Here is a 15,708-nt window from a genome sequence, read left to right as displayed (position 1 = left end):
GACAGGCCGACGAGGCGGGCAGCGAAGGGGTCGAGGCTGGTGGTTTCAGTATCGAGTGCGGTCAAGGGAGAGTTCCCGATCTTCTCGAGCCAGCGCTCGAAAGCCGGCCAGTCGAGGATCGTCTGGTAAGCCGCGCGGTGCGCAGCGTCGGCCAACAGGTCGGTCTGGGTGCTCGGCGCGGCGGCCGGCAGCGCGCCATCGTCCGTCGTCATGCGACTGGTGCCATCGCCCTGTACTTCCTTGAGCCAGCTGCGCATCTCGTAGTGTGAGAAGATCTCGATCAGTCGTTCGCGATCGAGGGGTCGCGGCTTCAGGTCGGTCGGCGCCAGCGCCAGGTCGAGGTTACAGCGTACCGTCACCAGGCGGCGTGCCAGCGGCAGGAAATCGAGTGCACGCCGCAGGTTCTGCCCGACGACACCGCCGATGTCAGGCGCGGCAGCGATCACCCCGTCGAGCGAACCGTACTGCGCGAGCCATTTGATCGCCGTCTTGGTACCGACCTTGTCGACACCGGGAACGTTATCGACCGTGTCACCGATCAGCGCCAGGTAGTCGACGATGCGTCCGGCCGGCACGCCGAACTTGCCGATCACGCCGGCCTCGTCGAGCAGTTCGTTGCTCATCGTGTTGACCAGTCTGATCCGTGGGCCGACCAGTTGTGCGAGATCCTTGTCGCCGGTCGACACGACCACCTGCATGCCCTGCGCTGCCGCCTGCGTCGCCAGCGTACCGATCACATCGTCGGCCTCGACGCCGTCAAATACCAGCAGCGGCCAGCCGAGCGCCTCGATCGCCGCGTGCAGGGGTTCGATCTGGCGCACCAGATCGTCGGGCATCGGTGGGCGGTTGGCCTTGTACTGCGGGTACCAGTCTTCGCGGAAGGTCTTGCCCTTGGCGTCGAAGACGCAGCCCTTGTAATCGATTCCCGACGCCTGGTAGTCGCTTTCGAGGCGGCGTAGCATGTTCAGCACGCCATGCAGCGCACCGGTTGGCTCGCTCTGCGTCGTGCGCAGGTCGGGCATGGCATGAAAAGCGCGATAGAGGTAGGACGATCCGTCGACCAGCAGCAGGGTGGGCATGGGCGGGCCATAAAGAGATTGGAAGGGTTGAGGCCACGGGCGGGTCGCTTCCGCCCGTCCGGCGAGTCCCCGGCATTATCGCAGAGTTCTTTCTCATGACCGTAAGGCCGACGCCCCAGTCGCCATCGGCTCGGCAAGCGCAGGCTGCTGCGCAATCTATACTACAATTCACTTTGATCGGTGAACTGCTCACTGCTCGATCAATCACCCAGGGGTACTCCTCATGCGTCGCTTTCTTGCCCTCTTTGCCCTGCTGATGGTCGCTGCCGCGCCAGCGCCTGCCCAGAACCGGGCGGATTTGCAGCCCCTGCCGGCAGTCCCGCCACCGCCGCCGGAGATGGCTCCCTTTGATGCGGCATTGGAACCGGAGGTGACGATCATCAAACGTGAAGGCGATACCGTCGAAGAACATCGGATCAAGGGAAAACTCTACAAGATCAAGGTGACACCGGCGCACGGTGTTCCCTACTACCTGGTTGACCGGGAAGGTGACGGAAACTTCAGCAGGGAGACCATGGGGACTCCCGATGTCAGTGTTCCCACCTGGGTGATCGGGACCTTCTGACGGTTCATCCGTTCTTGCTGTCGTCAATTCGCGCTTGAGCGCCATGTCGGTGTTCACCCCGCTGAGTGCCGAGCATGCGGCAGCCTGGCTTGAGGACTACGCAGTAGGCACTCTGCAGACACTCGCCGGAATTGCCGAAGGCGTCCAGAACACGAACTTCTTTCTCGACACGACGCTTGGCCGTTACGTACTGACCATTTTCGAGCAGGCTCCGGGCGAGCAACTTTCTTTTCACATGCGACTGCTGGCGCACCTGGCTGAGCGGGGCATTCCCTGTCCGGCACCTGTTGCCAACCGCCGTCATGAGTATGTCGGCCAGCTCCAGGGCAAGCCGGCAGTGCTCGTCAGCCGGCTACCGGGGAGTGCCGAGAGCAACCCGAACCTGGCACAATGCGCGGCGATCGGTGGCATGCTTGCCGAGCTGCATATCGCCGCGCAGACCTGCCCGAGCCAGTCGGCGCATCAACGCGATGGCGCTTGGTGCGCACGCATTGCCGTACAGATCGAGCCCTGGCTGGATCGGGACGATGCCGAACTGTTAGGTGACGAAGTGCGATACCAGCAGCGCGCACGGCCGATTAACCTGCCGCGTGGCATCATCCATGCCGATCTGTTTCGCGACAACGTTCTCTTTGTCGGAGACCAGGTGAGCGGCTTGCTCGACTTTTATTTTGCGGGTGTCGACGACCTGCTGTTCGATCTGGCGGTGACCGTGAACGACTGGTGTGCCACTGCCACCGGCGAGCTCGACAGCGAACGTTGTGCCGCACTGCTTGCCGCTTATGGCCGGCGACGTCCATTGCTGGCCAACGAACAGGCCGCCTGGCCAACATTGCTGCGCGCAGCCGCACTGCGTTTCTGGGCCTCGCGCCTGTACGATCATCATCTGCCACGGTCCGGCGAACTGGTCATCAAACGCGATCCGGATGCCTATCGTAGCATCCTGCTGGCGCGGCGCACACTGGACCGTCACGACGGCCCGCTTGCCGCAGCCGTTCAGGGCGGCTAGCATCAGCCACCTTCAGGTCTGCACCCCCATGGTCCACGAAACCTTCCCGATCCCCGCGCCGATGTTCAACGGCGCCAGCCGCCGCGTCGATGTCGGCAATGTCTTCGACTGGTTCAGACAAGGTTGGGCAATCTTTCTCGCCAAACCGGGGGTCTGGATGGCGATGACGATCATCCTGCTCGTCATCCTGTCCGGCTTGGCAATCATCCCCTGGTTTGCCGAGCTCGCGGCATGTTTGCTGACGCCCCTGCTGGCTGCCGGCCTCTTGCTCGCCTGCAGGAAGGTCGAGCGCAACGAGACACTCGAAATCAGTGATCTTTTCGCCGCTTTCCAGAGCCACTCCGGTGGCCTGGTGATGCTCGGCGTGTTCTACATGCTGGTCATGCTCGGGGGGGGGCTGCTGGGCACACTGCCGTCGCTGCTGCTCTGCATGCTGATCGCCCTGTCCATTTGGTTTGCATCGGCGCTGCTGGTCTTCAACAGACTGCCGCCGGTCGACGCGCTCAAGGCGAGCTGCCATGCCTGCCTCAAGAACTTCCTGGTTTTTCTGGTCTACGGTCTGATCAGTCTGGTACTCTGCTTCTTCGCTGCGTTGCCCATCGGGCTCGGCTTCCTGGTCCTTGGGCCAGTGCTTGCCGGTTCGGTGTATGCCTCCTATCGTGATATTTTCATTGCCGTCTGAGCGACCTGATGACATGCAAGCACTGACTCTTCCTGCTGCCCAAGGCTGGCGCTGGCTGGCCGATGGTTTTCGGATCTTTCGCAAGAATCACCTGATGCTCACTTTTCTGGTCGTCAGCTATTGGGTGTTGATGGCTCTGGTGAATATCATCCCCGTACTCGGCACGGTGGCGACGACGCTGTGCATTCCGGCCTTTTCGGTCAGTCTGATGAATGCCTGCCGCCGCATCGAGCAAGGTGCGCCCCTCTCTTTGCAGCTCCTGTTCTCGGGCTTTGCCAGCAACCTGCGCAGCTTGCTGATCCTGGGCACCCTCTATCTAGCGGCGACGGTCGGGATTCTCGCCGTTTCGGCGCTGGCCGACGGCGGTGCGCTGATGGCAATGATGCTGGCCGGCCAGAAACCTGCTGAGGAGGTGGTAAACGATGGCAGCCTGCTGCTGGCCACCCAGATCGCGCTACTCTTCCTGTGTCCGCTGATGATGGCCTATTGGTATGCGCCGGTACTCGTCGGCTGGCATGGCTTGCCGCCGGCCAAGGCGCTCTTCTTCAGTTTCGTCGCCTGCCTGCGCAACTGGCGCGCCTTTCTGGTTTATTCGTTGGCCATCCTGGTTGTCGCGACATTGCTGCCCGGGCTCTTCATCGGCATTCTGGCGACCCTGCTGCCCGGCAGCGCAGCGCTGTTGGCAGTGCTGATGACGGTATTGCTGATCCTCGTTCTTGCACCAACGCTGTTTGCCAGCTTTTACATCAGTTATCGCGACGTTTTCATCACCATTGAAGACCATTCCTGATCGCCCCAGCGACCGGCCTCTGGGAATTTTTGGTGGCACTTTTGACCCGGTTCATTACGGTCACCTGCGTCTTGCCGAAGAGGCTGCCGATGGTCTCGATCTCGCTGGCGTGCGCTGGATTCCAGCCGGTCAGCCGGCGCTGCGCAGCAGGCCGCAAGTGACCGCGCGGCAGCGCTTGGCGATGGTGTGCCTGGCGATTGCCGACAACCCGCGCTTCTCAGTCGATGCTGCCGAGGTTGAAGCGGATCGGCCAAGTTACACCGTGCCAACCCTGGAACGCCTGCGCCAAGTCGATCAGTGTGGGCAGCAACGGCCGCTGGTGCTGCTGGTGGGTGCCGACGCCTTTGCCGGCTTGCCCGGTTGGCATCGCTGGCGGTCGTTGTTCGATCTGGCGCACCTCGCTGTTGCGCAGCGTCCTGGGTTTCCGATCGATGGGGCCTGTCTGCCGGCAGAGCTGGCGAGCTGCTATCGCGACCGCTTCTCGGCCAGCCCGGCAGCGCTGGCCGCATCGCCTGCCGGACGTATCGTCACTTTCACGATGAGCCAGTTGGCGATCTCGGCGACTCAGATTCGCGGCCTGCTGACGAAGGGCTACAGTTCCCGCTACTTGTTGCCCGACGAAGTCATCGCTTATATTCAAACCGAACACCTTTATCCGGAGTGCTGATTTGCCCATCCCATTGCCCCAACTGGAAAAACTCGTGGTCGACGCGCTCGAAGACATCAAGGGCCGAGATATCGAGGTCATCAATACCAGTCGCCTGACCGCACTTTTTGACCGCATGGTCATCACCTGTGGCGACTCCAACCGTCAGGTCAAATCACTGGCTCAGAACGTTCAGGACAAGGTCCGCGCCGCCGGCGGGCAAGTCCTCTCCTGCGAAGGCGAGGCCGTTGGCGAATGGGTGCTGATCGACCTCGGCGACATCATCGTGCACGTCATGCAGCCGGCGGTGCGCAGTTATTACAAGTTGGAAGAATTGTGGGGTGGCAAGGGACCGTTACGCGTGCAGCGGATTGCCGTCAGGGCTACAGTCACCGGTGAGGAATGAAACTCGCCATTCTCGCCGTCGGCCACAAACCGCCCGTATGGGTGGCCCAGGGTTGCGCCGAGTACGTCAAGCGCATGCCGCGTGAATTGCCTCTGTCGATCGTCGAAGTCAAACCGGAACCGCGGAGATCGAAAAGCCGCGAACAATTGCTTGCCGCCGAGAAGGTCCGCCTGCTGACGGCCTTGCAGGGTTATCAGCGAATGGTCATACTGGACGAGCGCGGTGTCGATCTGCCGACGCTGCAGCTTGCCGATCGCCTTGCTCGCTGGATGCGTTCCGGGGGTGCGACGGCCTTCGTCATCGGCGGTGCCGATGGCATCGACGAAACCTTGAAACTACAGGCCGACGAAGCGATCCGCTTGTCGAGCCTGACCTTGCCACATGCCCTGGCGCGGCTGATTCTCTGCGAACAGCTTTATCGTGCGATCAGCATCGTCCGCAATCATCCTTACCACAGGGAGGGTTGATGTCCGTCCAGATGCCGTATTCGCGCCTGCATCTGGCTTCGCGCAGCCCACGTCGGCGCGAACTGCTGACGCAAATCGGTGTTGCTTTCGATACCATCGTGCCACGCAATTCACCTCGTGACGACCCTGCCCTGGACGAAACGCCGCTGCCCGGCGAGAACCCGACGAGCTACGTCGAGCGTATTGCTCGCAGCAAGGCGGAACATGGCTGTCGTGTTGTCCGTTGGCGAAAGCTCTTCCCGCAACCGGTCCTGGCCGCGGACACTACGGTCGAACTGGCCGGCGAACTGATCGGCAAACCGTGTGACGCCGAAGATGCCAGGCGTATCCTGAAGCGCTTTTCCGGCAATACGCATCGAGTCCTGACGGCGGTAGCCATCGGCTTCGAAGATTGCATCGAACTGGCCCTGTCGATTAGCGAGGTGCGCTTTCGCCTTCTCGATGATGACGAGATTCGTCGCTATGTCGCCAGCGGCGAACCGATGGACAAGGCCGGCGCTTACGGCATCCAGGGGCGTGCCGGCATGTTCATCGAGTATCTGGCGGGCAGCTACAGCGGCGTGATGGGTTTGCCGCTATGCGAAACGGCACAGTTGCTGAAGCACTTCGGTTTCAGACTGTAACTAGCGCGACAGCACGGCCGCTCGCTTCAACCGTCGAACGGCGTCTGTCCGGGCAGGTGCTGCTGGTTGAAAACCATGCCGTCAACCAACTGGTCGCGCAAGCGTTTCTCGAAGCTTTCGGATTACAGGTCAGTCTGGCTGCGGGGAGCCGCCCGGTTGTTCCGCACCCCCTGCCGGCCAAGCTCTGTCGTATCCCCAGGCGATCGATCGGCTGGAAATGTGAAACGACCTCCTGATTTGGGAAGGAAACCGCTCATTGCGCATTCTGCTGGTTGAAGACGATGTCCTGCTTGGAGACGGCATCCGTGCCGGTCTCAAGCTGGCCGATTACGCGGTTGACTGGGTGCGTGATCCAGACGCGGCACGTCTGGCGCTGCTCGACCATACCTATCAGGCCTGCGTGCTCGATCTCGGCTTGCCGAAGCGCGACGGGTTGTCGGTCCTGAAGGACTTTCGGCAAAGTGGCAACCCGTTGCCGGTGTTGATCCTGACCGCTCGCGACAGCAGTGCCGACAAGATCGCCGGGCTCGACGCCGGGGCCGATGACTACCTCACCAAGCCCTTCGATCTCCTTGAGCTGCAGGCGCGCCTGCGAGCGTTGATACGTCGTGCCAGCGGCGCTCCGGCGCCAACGCTGGAGCACGCTGGTGTGGTGCTCGACCCGGCCAGCAAGCGTGTGACTCGCGATGGTCAGCCGGTGGTCCTGTCGGCTCGCGAATATACTTTGCTGCATGACCTGCTCAGCCACAAGCAGCACATCCGCACGCGCAGTCAGCTCGAAGAAAGTCTGTACGCATGGGGTGAAGAAACCGGTAGCAATACCGTCGAAGTTTTCATTCACCACCTGCGCAAAAAACTGGGCACCCACTTCATTCGCACCGTTCGCGGTCTCGGCTACGGCCTGGGCGACGCCGACTGATGCCGCAGACAGCCCCTGGCGCGCCAAGCCAATCACTGCGCTGGCGCCTGCTGCGCGCTGTCTTTGCCACCGCCCTCCTGGTCTGGGGGCTGGTCGCCATCCTCAGCTACGCTCAGGCCCGCCATGAAGCCGAGGAATTGATGGATGGACATCTGGCGCAATCGGCCCGTTTGCTGCTTGCGCTGGTGCGCGACAACGAGAGCCATCTGGCAGATCTGGCGACACGCCTGACACTGGCACGCAGCGGCGAAGACCGTCCCTACGAGTCGCCGCTCGAGTTCCAGATCGGGCGTGCCAACGGGTCGCTGCTGCTGCGCTCTGAACAGGCGCCGGCAAACTCCCTGGCCGCTGCGCCGGGTTACGAAAACATCACTCGCAATGGTCACCCCTGGCGGGTGCTGACCATTGCTGCGCCTGCTGACGACTATCGGGTGCAGGTCGCGCAGTCGATCGATGTGCGCGACCGTGCGGCACTCGAAGTGGCCAGTCAGACGGTTCTGCCGATCGCGCTGATTTCGCCACTCCTGCTGCTGCTGATCTACTTGTCGGTGCGGGGTGGCCTGAAGCCGCTCGACGACCTGGCTGCCGATGTTGCTGCGCGGTCGCCCGAGAACCTCAAACCACTGGCTAACCACGCTACGCCGCTCGAAGTGCAGCCGCTGCTCGACGCGCTCAACCAGCTCCTGGTCAGGCTTGCGGAAGCCCTCGACAAGGAAAGGCGCTTCACCGCCGACGCGGCGCACGAATTGCGTACGCCGCTGGCCGTAGTCAAAATCCAGGCAGAGGTGGCACAGCTCAGCAGGAATCCTGACGATCGCCAGCATGCGCTGAAGCAAATCGTGCTCGGTGTTGACCGGGCCGCGCGCGTGCTCGAACAACTGTTGCGCCTGGCTCGCCTCGACCCGCTTGTGGGACTTCCCAAAGCGGGCGAAGTCGACCTCGGCGAGCTGGCGCGCAGGGTGCTGGTCGAAACGCGAGTGACCGCCGACCGCGGAGCGATTCACCTGCAGGTCAGCGCGACGCCCTTGCTGGTCCAGGGTGACGGCGAATTGCTGGAAATCGTGCTGCGCAATCTGCTCGATAATGCCCTGCGCTACACGCCGCCGGGAACGACGGTCACGCTCTTCGTGCGGCGGCAGAACGGCGACATCCTGCTCGCTGTCGCCGACGACGGGCCAGGGGTCTCGCAGGAGGATTTGCCGCGGCTTGTCGAACGCTTTTATCGCGGTCGCGAGGTCAGCGCCGAAGGCAGTGGGCTTGGATTGGCCATCGTCCAGCGCATCGCTGAGTTGCACTTGGCACGCTTTGAGGTCGAGAATCTGGCCGGCGGCGGTTTCGAGGCGCGCCTGCGCTGGGTCGGGTCGGGAAAGATCTAGTCCGTGTCCTACCAAGGGTGCCAGCCTGGTCGCACTGATGGGGTGGTCGTTACCCATATGCTTTTCCGGTGGGCAGAAGGCTGGCAGGCAACACTCATGATGACGTGGTAAGATGCGGCACCGCACAGGCTGCGCCGGGCGAGTGGCGGAGCGCCCGAAGGGATTCCCCGTGCGTGCAAAACGGAAGATTCGACACCAAGGCGATGGCCGAACAACAGGCAGAGAAAGGCTCCATTCAGGTCATCGAGCGGATGATGTCACTCCTCGACGTACTGGCCGACATGCCGGGACCGGTGAGTCTCAAGCTCCTGGCCCAGCGTACCGGCCTGCATCCCTCTACTGCGCATCGCATTCTGGCGGTGATGACCGGTGCCGCGCTCGTCGAACGACACGAAGTCGGTACCTACGCGCTTGGTATCCGGTTGCTCGAACTGGGCAACATCGTCAAGTCGCGGATCAACATTCGCCAAGTGGCACTGCCTTACATGCAGCAATTGCACGAGCTGATTGGCGAAGCGGTGAATCTCGGCATTCGCCACGAAGACGAGATCATCTACGTCGAGCGAACCTCAAGCGGTTGCTCGCTGGTGCGCGTAGTCTACCTGGTCGGTGGGCGCGCGCCGCTGCATCTCACCTCGCTCGGCAAACTGTTTCTGGCGGCTGACGGGCTGGCTGAGGTGCGTGCCTACGCCAAGCGTACCAGTCTGCCGGGCAAGACTCCGCATTCGCTGACCCGCCTTGATGCGCTCGAAAGGGAACTCGACAAGATCCGCCGCCACGAATTGGCTTACGACAACGAAGAGGCCGAGATCGGCCTGCGCTGCATTGCCGCGCCAGTCTGCAACGATGAAGGTCGGCTGGTCGCCGGGCTTTCGATATCAGCACCCAGCGATCGCTATAACCCCGACTGGGTGACACCGATCAAGGCAACAGCCAGTCAAATATCGAGGGCACTAGGCTATCGCCAGCAGTTGCGCAAGTAACCGTGCTCCCATAAACTGAACCAGCAGACATGCGCGTCAGGGCAGTGAGTCATGACTTTCATGATCAGAGTACCTGGAAAAGTCATGGTCGCTTGGTCAACGCAAAACCCTTACGGCGCGTTAAGTAAAATTGTAGGACGCCAGGCGGACAGCGCTTGGTGGTTCGTGATCCCAATCTCACCAGGAGGAATGCCATGCACAAGTTGTTTACTCTGTTGGTCGCTTTGTTGATGATTGCGACAAATGCCTTTGCCGTAGTCAACGTAAATACTGCCAACAAGGACGAACTTCAGATGCTCACCGGCATTGGGCCGGCCAAAGCCCAGGCAATCATCGACTACCGGACCAAGAATGGAGACTTCAAGACGGTCGATGATCTCACCAAGGTGCCCGGCATTGGACCGGCAGTCCTCGGCAAGATGAAGAACGACGTGACCTTGACCGGATCGACAACGGCCAAGGCGGCGACCAAGGCCGAACCCGCCAAGGTCATGCCCCCGGCAGGCGCTTCTGCACCGGCAAGTGCGCCCACGGCGGCTTCAAAAACTCCGGCAACCGCCAAACCGGCTGCAACTCCTGCCGCAGCCAAAGTCGAGCCAGTGAAACCCGCAGAGAGCAAGGAGGCAGCCAAACCGGCGACCAAGAAAGACGCGACGAGCGATGCCAAGAGCACGGATGCCGCTGCAGCGAAGAAGTAATCCTCAACTGCCTTCCCTGACAAGATGCAATGACAAACCCCGCCAAGGCGGGGTTTGTCATTTTCCGAGCGCGGGCTGCCGCACTGCCTGCTACACTCCCGTCTGCATCCATAAGCTGAACCCATGCGTCCACTGCCATCGCTGCTGCCTTTTCTCTTTGTATTCCTGTGGAGCACCGGATTCATCGGCGCCAAGTTCGGACTGCCGTACGCCGAACCACTGACTTTCCTGCTCGCCCGCTACTTCCTGGTGCTCGTGCTGATGACGCTGTTTGCCCTGGCGACGCGTGCGCCATGGCCCGCTGACGGGCGTCAGCTCGTCCACATCGGGATTTCCGGCCTGTTGGTGCACGCGCTGTATTTGGGCGGGGTGTTCACGGCCATCAAACATGGTCTGCCGGCTGGTGTAACGGCGCTGGTGGTCGGCATGCAGCCGTTGCTGACCGCTTGTGGTGCCGGCTTTCTGCTCGGTGAACACGTGTCGCCGCGGCAATGGCTGGGACTGGTGCTCGGCTTTGCCGGTGTGGCATTGGTGGTTGCCAACCAACTCGGCGACCTGCCGCTGGCGGCGATGCTGCTGCCGGCGTTCGCCGCCTTGCTCGGAATCACGCTCGGCACGCTCTACCAGAAGCGTTTCTGCCCGCACTTCGACCTGCGTACCGGTTCGGTCATTCAGTTCCTGCCGACCGCGGTGCTGACGGCGCTCGCCGCCTGGGCCAGCGAAAGCATGCACATCGAGTGGACGCCGCAGTTTGCCTTTGCCCTGCTGTGGCTGGTGCTGGTGCTCTCGTTTGGTGCGATCAGCCTGCTCAATGTGTTGATTCGCAGCGGCAGTGCCGTCAATGTCGCCAGCCTTTTCTACCTGACCCCCCCCAGCACGGCCGTGATCGCCTGGCTGGTGTTCGGCGAAACGCTCGGCGGACTGGCGCTGGCCGGGATGCTGCTGGCAGTCGGCGGGGTCTATCTGGCGCGGGCGCAAAGCCGATGAGCGCCGCTGTGAAACCGGTGCTGCGCATTCTCGGCATCGACCCTGGCTTGCGCATCACCGGTTTCGGACTGATCGAGAAAACCGGCAACCACCTGGCCTATCTCGCCAGCGGCTGCATCCGCACCGACATCCGGGATTCCCTGCCTGGTCGTCTGGGAACGATCTACGCCGGCCTGCGCGAACTGCTGGCACAGCACCGACCGGACCAGGCGGCAGTCGAGATGGTGTTTGTCAACGTCAATCCACAATCGACGCTGCTGCTCGGCCAGGCGCGTGGTGCGGCGATCACGGCGCTGGTTGCCAGCGGCCTCGAGGTGGCCGAGTATACGGCCTTGCAGGTCAAGCAGGCGGTGGTCGGCAACGGCCACGCCGACAAGGTCCAGGTGCAGCACATGGTGCGCCGCCTGTTATCCTTGTCGGCAGCCCCCCGCCCGGACGCTGCCGATGCGCTGGCTTGCGCCATTGCACACGCACATGGCGGGCAGGGGCTTGGGCAACTGACCAGCAAAGGTCTGCAGGTCAGCAACGGTCGCCTGGTGGTGGCCAGGGAGAACAGACGATGATCAGCCGGCTGGCCGGAATCCTGCTGGAAAAGAACCCGCCGCAGGTGGTGGTCGACGTGCACGGCATTGGCTATGAACTCGACGTGCCCATGAGCACTTTCTACAATCTGCCGGCGAATGGCGAGAAGATCAGTTTGCTGACCCACTTCGTGGTACGTGAGGATGGGCAGTTTCTCTACGGATTTGCCAGCGAAGGTGAGCGTTTTGCCTTTCGCCAGTTGCTGAAAATTTCGGGCGTTGGCGCGCGCCTGGCGCTGTCGGTGCTGTCCGGACTGTCGGTGAGCGATCTCGCGCAGGTCGTGGCACGGCAGGAAATCGGCCGCCTGACCAAGGTACCTGGTATCGGCACCAAGACCGCCGAGCGCCTGTTGCTCGAGCTCAAGGGAAAACTCGCCGATGCGCTGCCGGCAAGCGCCGTGCCTGCCGCGGCCGTACATAATGACATTCTCAATGCGCTGCTGGCTCTGGGTTACAATGACCGTGAAGCAGGGGCCGCAATGAAACAGCTAGCGGCCGACGTCACCACCTCCGACGGCATTCGGCAGGCGCTCAAGCTGCTGTCAAGGGTCTGAACCGATCATGAATCCCGGCCACAAACAACTTATTCAGATCGCGCTTGTCGCTTTGCTGCTGATCGGCTGTATTGCCGTGTTGTTGCCGTTTACCGGCACCCTGCTTTTTGCCATAGTCATTTGTGTCACCACCTTGCCGATCCGCAATCGCCTGCTCACCCTCTGCGGCGGGCGCAGCAACCTGGCGGCGCTACTGGTGTCGATGCTGTTGCTGCTGTTGCTGGTCGCGCCCGTGGCACTGCTGTCCGGATCGCTTGCCGACGGCGTCGAGATTGCGATTCGCTACCTCAAGCCATTGATGGAAAAAGGGCTGCCCACCGACCCACCAGCCTGGCTGGCGAGACTGCCGATGGTCGGTCGCAATGCCGCGGCCTATTGGCACGAACTGATCGAGAGTCGCGAGGAAATGAATGCCCTGCTGCATCAGTTCGTGGATCCGACGCGCAGGCTGGCGTTGGCTACCGCCGCACTCCTCGCGCAGGGACTGTTGCAACTGGTGCTGGTGATTTTCTTCGTTTTTTTCATCTTTCGTGACGCACATCTCTATGCAGACGCCCTGCATACCGGCAGTCGCGCCCTTGCCGGCGATCTCGGCGAGCGCATGCTGGCGCTGGCGGAAGGGACGGTCACCGGGGTCATGGTCGGCATTGTCGGGACGGCGGCCACACAGGCGCTGGTGGCGATGATCGGTTTCATCATCGCGGGTGTGCCGGGGATCATCATCCTGACCGTGGCCACCTTCTTCTTTTCGATGGTGCCGGTGATCGGGGCGACGCTGATCTGGCTGGGCGCTGCCGTCTGGCTATACAATGAGGGGCAGACCGGCTGGGCAGTGTTCATGGTGATGTGGGGAATGTTCGGCATCAGCAGTGTCGATAACTTCATCAAACCGATTCTGATTTCAAGAACCGCCAGCCTGCCACTGTTGTTGATCGTCGTCGGTGTCTTTGGGGGCGTGCTGGTCTTCGGCTTCATCGGACTGTTCCTTGGGCCAACCCTGCTGGCACTCGGGCAGGTGCTGGTTCGCGAGTGGCTGGCACATGCCGATTCGGAATCGTCGCTGTCGGAGAAGAGCTCACAGCGATGATCGAAACCGACGATCTTGGCAGCTCCGCTGTCGACCGGCTGATCTCGGCCGAGGCGAAATCCCCCCAGGAAGAAGCGATCGAACGCGCCCTGCGGCCTCGCCATCTCGCCGATTACGTCGGTCAGGCCAAGATTCGCGAGCAACTGACGATCTTCATCGAAGCGGCCAGGCGGCGCAACGACACGCTCGATCACGTTCTTCTGTTTGGCCCGCCAGGCCTTGGAAAGACCACGTTGGCGCACATCATCGCCACCGAGATGGGCGTCAACCTGCGTTCGACCTCAGGCCCGGTCCTTGAGCGCGCCGGTGATCTGGCTGCCATCCTGACCAATCTCGAACCCCGCGACGTCCTCTTCATCGACGAGATTCACCGCCTCTCGCCGGTCGTCGAAGAAATCCTGTATCCGGCGCTGGAGGACTTCCAGATCGATCTCATGATCGGCGAGGGTCCGGCAGCGCGCTCGGTCAAGCTCGATCTGCCCCCGTTCACGCTGGTGGGTGCGACCACTCGCGCCGGCATGCTGACCAATCCCCTGCGCGATCGCTTCGGGATTGTCTCGCGACTCGAGTTTTATACACCCGAGGAACTGATGCTGATTGTCACACGCTCGTCGCAACTGCTCAAGGTGCCTGCCGATCCCGGCGGCGCCCTGGAAATCGCGCGCCGTTCTCGTGGCACACCACGCATCGCCAACCGGTTGTTGCGGCGCGTCCGCGATTTCGCCGAAGTCCGGGCAAACGGCCACATCACGCAGGAAGTCGCCGATCAGGCGTTGCTAATGCTCGATGTCGATCATGGCGGCCTTGACGTCATGGACCGCAAGCTGCTATCCGCGGTGATCGACAAATTTGCCGGTGGCCCGGTCGGCATCGACAATCTGGCGGCCGCGATCGGGGAAGCGCGCGATACCATCGAGGACGTTCTCGAACCGTATCTGATCCAGCAAGGCTTCCTGCAGCGCACGCCTCGCGGTCGGGTGGCGACCGCGGCGGTCTACCGTCATCTGGGACTGGCGGCGATGCCCAGCGAACCGCAAGGCGATCTCTGGCAGGCGCCCTGAGAGGGCGCCGCCTGGTCACAAACACTTACATTTGCCACCAGAATGCTGCCGTAGAATCGGCGCCGGCCATGAAACACCCACACCAGCCCAACAACAAAGCGTTCACCATTCCCGTTCGCATTTACTACGAAGACACCGATGCCGGGGGCGTGGTTTATTACGCCAATTATCTGAAATTTTTCGAACGCTGCCGTAGCGAATGGCTACGTGCGATCGGTCATCAGCAGGCCGAGCTGCTGCGCGATCCGGGGATTGCCTTCGTCGTTCGCAGCATCAGCGTCGACTACCTGAAGCCGGCGCGACTTGACGATCAACTGGTCGTCAGCCTCGAAGTGGAGAAGATCAGCCGCGCGCAGATCTTCTTTCGCCAGCATATCCGGCGTGCCGATGCGTCCGTCGAAGGGCGCTGGCAGGAACTGGTCAGCGGCACCATCCACATCGTTTGTGTCAACTCGGCGCAGATGAAAGCGGCCCCGATTCCCGCAATTCTGCGTACCAAACTGGAAGCCCTGCAATGAATGTCTCACAAGACCTCTCGATCCTGCATCTGATCCTCAACGCCAGCGCCGTAGTGCAAGCCGTGATGCTGCTGCTGGCCGGCGTCTCTTTCATGTCCTGGTACTATATTTTCCGAAAGTGGTTCACGGTGAAAGCGGCGCGCGCGCAAACCGAGCAGTTCGAGCGTGACTTCTGGAGCGGTGGCGACCTCAACAGTCTCTACCAGAGCGCGATCAATGACCGCCATAGCACCGGGAGCATGGAACGTATCTTCGAAGCGGGATTTCGTGAATTCACCAAGCTGCGCAGCCAGAAGAACCTCGACCCGAAAGACGTCATCGACGGTTCGCGTCGCGCCATGCGCGCCACCTATCAGCGTGAGATGGACAGCATCGACTCGCACCTCGCCTTTCTGGCTTCGGTTGGTTCGGTGAGCCCGTATGTCGGCCTGTTCGGCACCGTCTGGGGAATCATGCATTCCTTCCGCGGTCTCTCGAACGTTGGCCAGGCGACGCTCGCTGCGGTCGCGCCGGGCATTGCCGAAGCGTTGGTGGCGACTGCCATCGGCCTTTTTGCGGCGATCCCGGCGGTGGTCGCCTACAATCGCTTTGCGCACGAGATCGACCGCTTGTCTTCGCGCTTCGAGTCTTTCATGGAAGAGTTCTCGAACATCCTGCAACGGCAGATGAGGTAAGGC

General features: G+C 61.9%; 20 protein-coding genes. 19 read left to right on the top strand and 1 reads right to left on the bottom strand.

Going from position 1 to position 15,708, the window contains the following annotated elements; genetic code table 11:
- Positions 1 to 1,079: 5'-3' exonuclease H3TH domain-containing protein (locus CAPSK01_RS06685; protein ID WP_034924848.1), on the bottom strand; the 1,079-nt coding region annotated here is incomplete at its 3' end.
- A 223-nt stretch (positions 1,080 to 1,302) separates the two neighbouring features.
- Here CAPSK01_RS06685 and CAPSK01_RS06680 point away from each other — a divergent pair.
- From CAPSK01_RS06680 to tolQ, 19 genes are all read left to right on the top strand, one after another.
- The gene (locus CAPSK01_RS06680) at positions 1,303 to 1,644 is read left to right on the top strand and encodes a DUF2782 domain-containing protein (protein WP_034924283.1); all 342 of its coding nucleotides are present in this window, start codon (positions 1,303 to 1,305) and stop codon (positions 1,642 to 1,644) included.
- A 43-nt stretch (positions 1,645 to 1,687) separates the two neighbouring features.
- Positions 1,688 to 2,653, top strand: a complete 966-nt coding sequence (locus CAPSK01_RS06675) for a homoserine kinase (protein WP_034924280.1) — start codon at positions 1,688 to 1,690, stop codon at positions 2,651 to 2,653.
- A gap of 28 nt (positions 2,654 to 2,681) precedes the next feature.
- Complete coding sequence (locus CAPSK01_RS06670; RefSeq protein WP_034924277.1) at positions 2,682 to 3,335, top strand: DUF2189 domain-containing protein; 654 nt, start codon at positions 2,682 to 2,684, stop codon at positions 3,333 to 3,335.
- A gap of 13 nt (positions 3,336 to 3,348) precedes the next feature.
- Positions 3,349 to 4,125, top strand: a complete 777-nt coding sequence (locus tag CAPSK01_RS06665; RefSeq protein WP_034924274.1) for a BPSS1780 family membrane protein — start codon at positions 3,349 to 3,351, stop codon at positions 4,123 to 4,125.
- The gene (nadD, locus tag CAPSK01_RS06660; RefSeq protein ID WP_034924845.1) at positions 4,118 to 4,792 is read left to right on the top strand and encodes a nicotinate-nucleotide adenylyltransferase; all 675 of its coding nucleotides are present in this window, start codon (positions 4,118 to 4,120) and stop codon (positions 4,790 to 4,792) included. Before CAPSK01_RS06665 ends, nadD begins: the two co-directional genes overlap by 8 nt.
- Before the next feature lie 7 nt (positions 4,793 to 4,799).
- Positions 4,800 to 5,177, top strand: coding sequence for a ribosome silencing factor (gene rsfS / locus CAPSK01_RS06655; RefSeq protein ID WP_034924842.1), 378 nt, complete (start codon positions 4,800 to 4,802; stop codon positions 5,175 to 5,177).
- A complete protein-coding gene (rlmH, locus tag CAPSK01_RS06650) occupies positions 5,174 to 5,644 on the top strand; it encodes a 23S rRNA (pseudouridine(1915)-N(3))-methyltransferase RlmH (RefSeq protein ID WP_034924271.1) in 471 nt (156 codons plus the stop codon). Before rsfS ends, rlmH begins: the two co-directional genes overlap by 4 nt.
- Positions 5,644 to 6,267 (top strand): Maf family protein, encoded by a 624-nt coding sequence (locus CAPSK01_RS06645; protein WP_273703218.1) that lies wholly within the window; start codon positions 5,644 to 5,646, stop codon positions 6,265 to 6,267. Before rlmH ends, CAPSK01_RS06645 begins: the two co-directional genes overlap by 1 nt.
- Positions 6,268 to 6,523: 256 nt before the next feature.
- Positions 6,524 to 7,186 carry a response regulator gene (locus tag CAPSK01_RS06635; protein WP_034924264.1) on the top strand — a complete coding sequence of 221 codons (663 nt, stop codon included), beginning with the start codon at positions 6,524 to 6,526 and terminating at the stop codon, positions 7,184 to 7,186.
- Positions 7,186 to 8,562: an ATP-binding protein gene (locus CAPSK01_RS06630; RefSeq protein WP_034924257.1), complete on the top strand. Its 1,377-nt coding sequence runs from the start codon at positions 7,186 to 7,188 to the stop codon at positions 8,560 to 8,562. Before CAPSK01_RS06635 ends, CAPSK01_RS06630 begins: the two co-directional genes overlap by 1 nt.
- Before the next feature lie 203 nt (positions 8,563 to 8,765).
- Positions 8,766 to 9,545, top strand: a complete 780-nt coding sequence (locus tag CAPSK01_RS06625; protein ID WP_034924253.1) for an IclR family transcriptional regulator — start codon at positions 8,766 to 8,768, stop codon at positions 9,543 to 9,545.
- Between the two features lie 194 nt (positions 9,546 to 9,739).
- Entirely contained in the window at positions 9,740 to 10,243 is a 504-nt protein-coding gene (locus CAPSK01_RS22100; RefSeq protein ID WP_273703217.1) for a helix-hairpin-helix domain-containing protein, read from the top strand.
- Between the two features lie 123 nt (positions 10,244 to 10,366).
- Positions 10,367 to 11,230 (top strand): DMT family transporter, encoded by an 864-nt coding sequence (locus CAPSK01_RS06615; RefSeq protein ID WP_034924246.1) that lies wholly within the window; start codon positions 10,367 to 10,369, stop codon positions 11,228 to 11,230.
- Positions 11,227 to 11,793: a crossover junction endodeoxyribonuclease RuvC gene (gene ruvC / locus CAPSK01_RS06610; RefSeq protein WP_273703216.1), complete on the top strand. Its 567-nt coding sequence runs from the start codon at positions 11,227 to 11,229 to the stop codon at positions 11,791 to 11,793. Before CAPSK01_RS06615 ends, ruvC begins: the two co-directional genes overlap by 4 nt.
- A complete protein-coding gene (ruvA, locus tag CAPSK01_RS06605) occupies positions 11,790 to 12,365 on the top strand; it encodes a Holliday junction branch migration protein RuvA (RefSeq protein WP_034924244.1) in 576 nt (191 codons plus the stop codon). Before ruvC ends, ruvA begins: the two co-directional genes overlap by 4 nt.
- A gap of 7 nt (positions 12,366 to 12,372) precedes the next feature.
- The gene (locus CAPSK01_RS06600) at positions 12,373 to 13,452 is read left to right on the top strand and encodes an AI-2E family transporter (protein ID WP_034924242.1); all 1,080 of its coding nucleotides are present in this window, start codon (positions 12,373 to 12,375) and stop codon (positions 13,450 to 13,452) included.
- Positions 13,449 to 14,513, top strand: a complete 1,065-nt coding sequence (gene ruvB, locus CAPSK01_RS06595) for a Holliday junction branch migration DNA helicase RuvB (RefSeq protein ID WP_034924239.1) — start codon at positions 13,449 to 13,451, stop codon at positions 14,511 to 14,513. Before CAPSK01_RS06600 ends, ruvB begins: the two co-directional genes overlap by 4 nt.
- A 68-nt stretch (positions 14,514 to 14,581) precedes the next feature.
- On the top strand, positions 14,582 to 15,031 hold the full coding sequence (gene ybgC / locus CAPSK01_RS06590) for a tol-pal system-associated acyl-CoA thioesterase (protein WP_034924220.1): 450 nt from the start codon (positions 14,582 to 14,584) through the stop codon (positions 15,029 to 15,031).
- Complete coding sequence (tolQ, locus tag CAPSK01_RS06585; protein WP_034924219.1) at positions 15,028 to 15,705, top strand: protein TolQ; 678 nt, start codon at positions 15,028 to 15,030, stop codon at positions 15,703 to 15,705. The genes ybgC and tolQ overlap by 4 nt, the downstream gene beginning before the upstream one ends.
- Positions 15,706 to 15,708: the final 3 nt, after the last annotated feature.

The sequence above is a fragment of the Candidatus Accumulibacter vicinus genome, assembly GCF_000584955.1.
GTDB lineage: Bacteria > Pseudomonadota > Gammaproteobacteria > Burkholderiales > Rhodocyclaceae > Accumulibacter > Accumulibacter vicinus.
This window is presented reverse-complemented; position numbering and strand designations above follow the sequence as displayed.

Excerpts from the sequence above, each read along its gene's own strand:
- CAPSK01_RS06665 (WP_034924274.1), top strand. The coding sequence starts at position 3,349 with ATGCAAGCACTGACTCTTCCTGCTGCCCAAGGCTGGCGCTGGCTGGCC.
- CAPSK01_RS06600 (WP_034924242.1), top strand. The coding sequence starts at position 12,373 with ATGAATCCCGGCCACAAACAACTTATTCAGATCGCGCTTGTCGCTTTG.
- CAPSK01_RS06680 (WP_034924283.1), top strand. The coding sequence starts at position 1,303 with ATGCGTCGCTTTCTTGCCCTCTTTGCCCTGCTGATGGTCGCTGCCGCG.
- CAPSK01_RS06625 (WP_034924253.1), top strand. The coding sequence starts at position 8,766 with ATGGCCGAACAACAGGCAGAGAAAGGCTCCATTCAGGTCATCGAGCGG.
- tolQ (WP_034924219.1), top strand. The coding sequence starts at position 15,028 with ATGAATGTCTCACAAGACCTCTCGATCCTGCATCTGATCCTCAACGCC.
- CAPSK01_RS06645 (WP_273703218.1), top strand. The coding sequence starts at position 5,644 with ATGTCCGTCCAGATGCCGTATTCGCGCCTGCATCTGGCTTCGCGCAGC.
- CAPSK01_RS06630 (WP_034924257.1), top strand. The coding sequence starts at position 7,186 with ATGCCGCAGACAGCCCCTGGCGCGCCAAGCCAATCACTGCGCTGGCGC.
- ruvC (WP_273703216.1), top strand. The coding sequence starts at position 11,227 with ATGAGCGCCGCTGTGAAACCGGTGCTGCGCATTCTCGGCATCGACCCT.
- CAPSK01_RS06615 (WP_034924246.1), top strand. The coding sequence starts at position 10,367 with ATGCGTCCACTGCCATCGCTGCTGCCTTTTCTCTTTGTATTCCTGTGG.
- ruvA (WP_034924244.1), top strand. The coding sequence starts at position 11,790 with ATGATCAGCCGGCTGGCCGGAATCCTGCTGGAAAAGAACCCGCCGCAG.
- rlmH (WP_034924271.1), top strand. The coding sequence starts at position 5,174 with ATGAAACTCGCCATTCTCGCCGTCGGCCACAAACCGCCCGTATGGGTG.
- ruvB (WP_034924239.1), top strand. The coding sequence starts at position 13,449 with ATGATCGAAACCGACGATCTTGGCAGCTCCGCTGTCGACCGGCTGATC.
- CAPSK01_RS06670 (WP_034924277.1), top strand. The coding sequence starts at position 2,682 with ATGGTCCACGAAACCTTCCCGATCCCCGCGCCGATGTTCAACGGCGCC.
- ybgC (WP_034924220.1), top strand. The coding sequence starts at position 14,582 with ATGAAACACCCACACCAGCCCAACAACAAAGCGTTCACCATTCCCGTT.
- CAPSK01_RS22100 (WP_273703217.1), top strand. The coding sequence starts at position 9,740 with ATGCACAAGTTGTTTACTCTGTTGGTCGCTTTGTTGATGATTGCGACA.
- CAPSK01_RS06675 (WP_034924280.1), top strand. The coding sequence starts at position 1,688 with ATGTCGGTGTTCACCCCGCTGAGTGCCGAGCATGCGGCAGCCTGGCTT.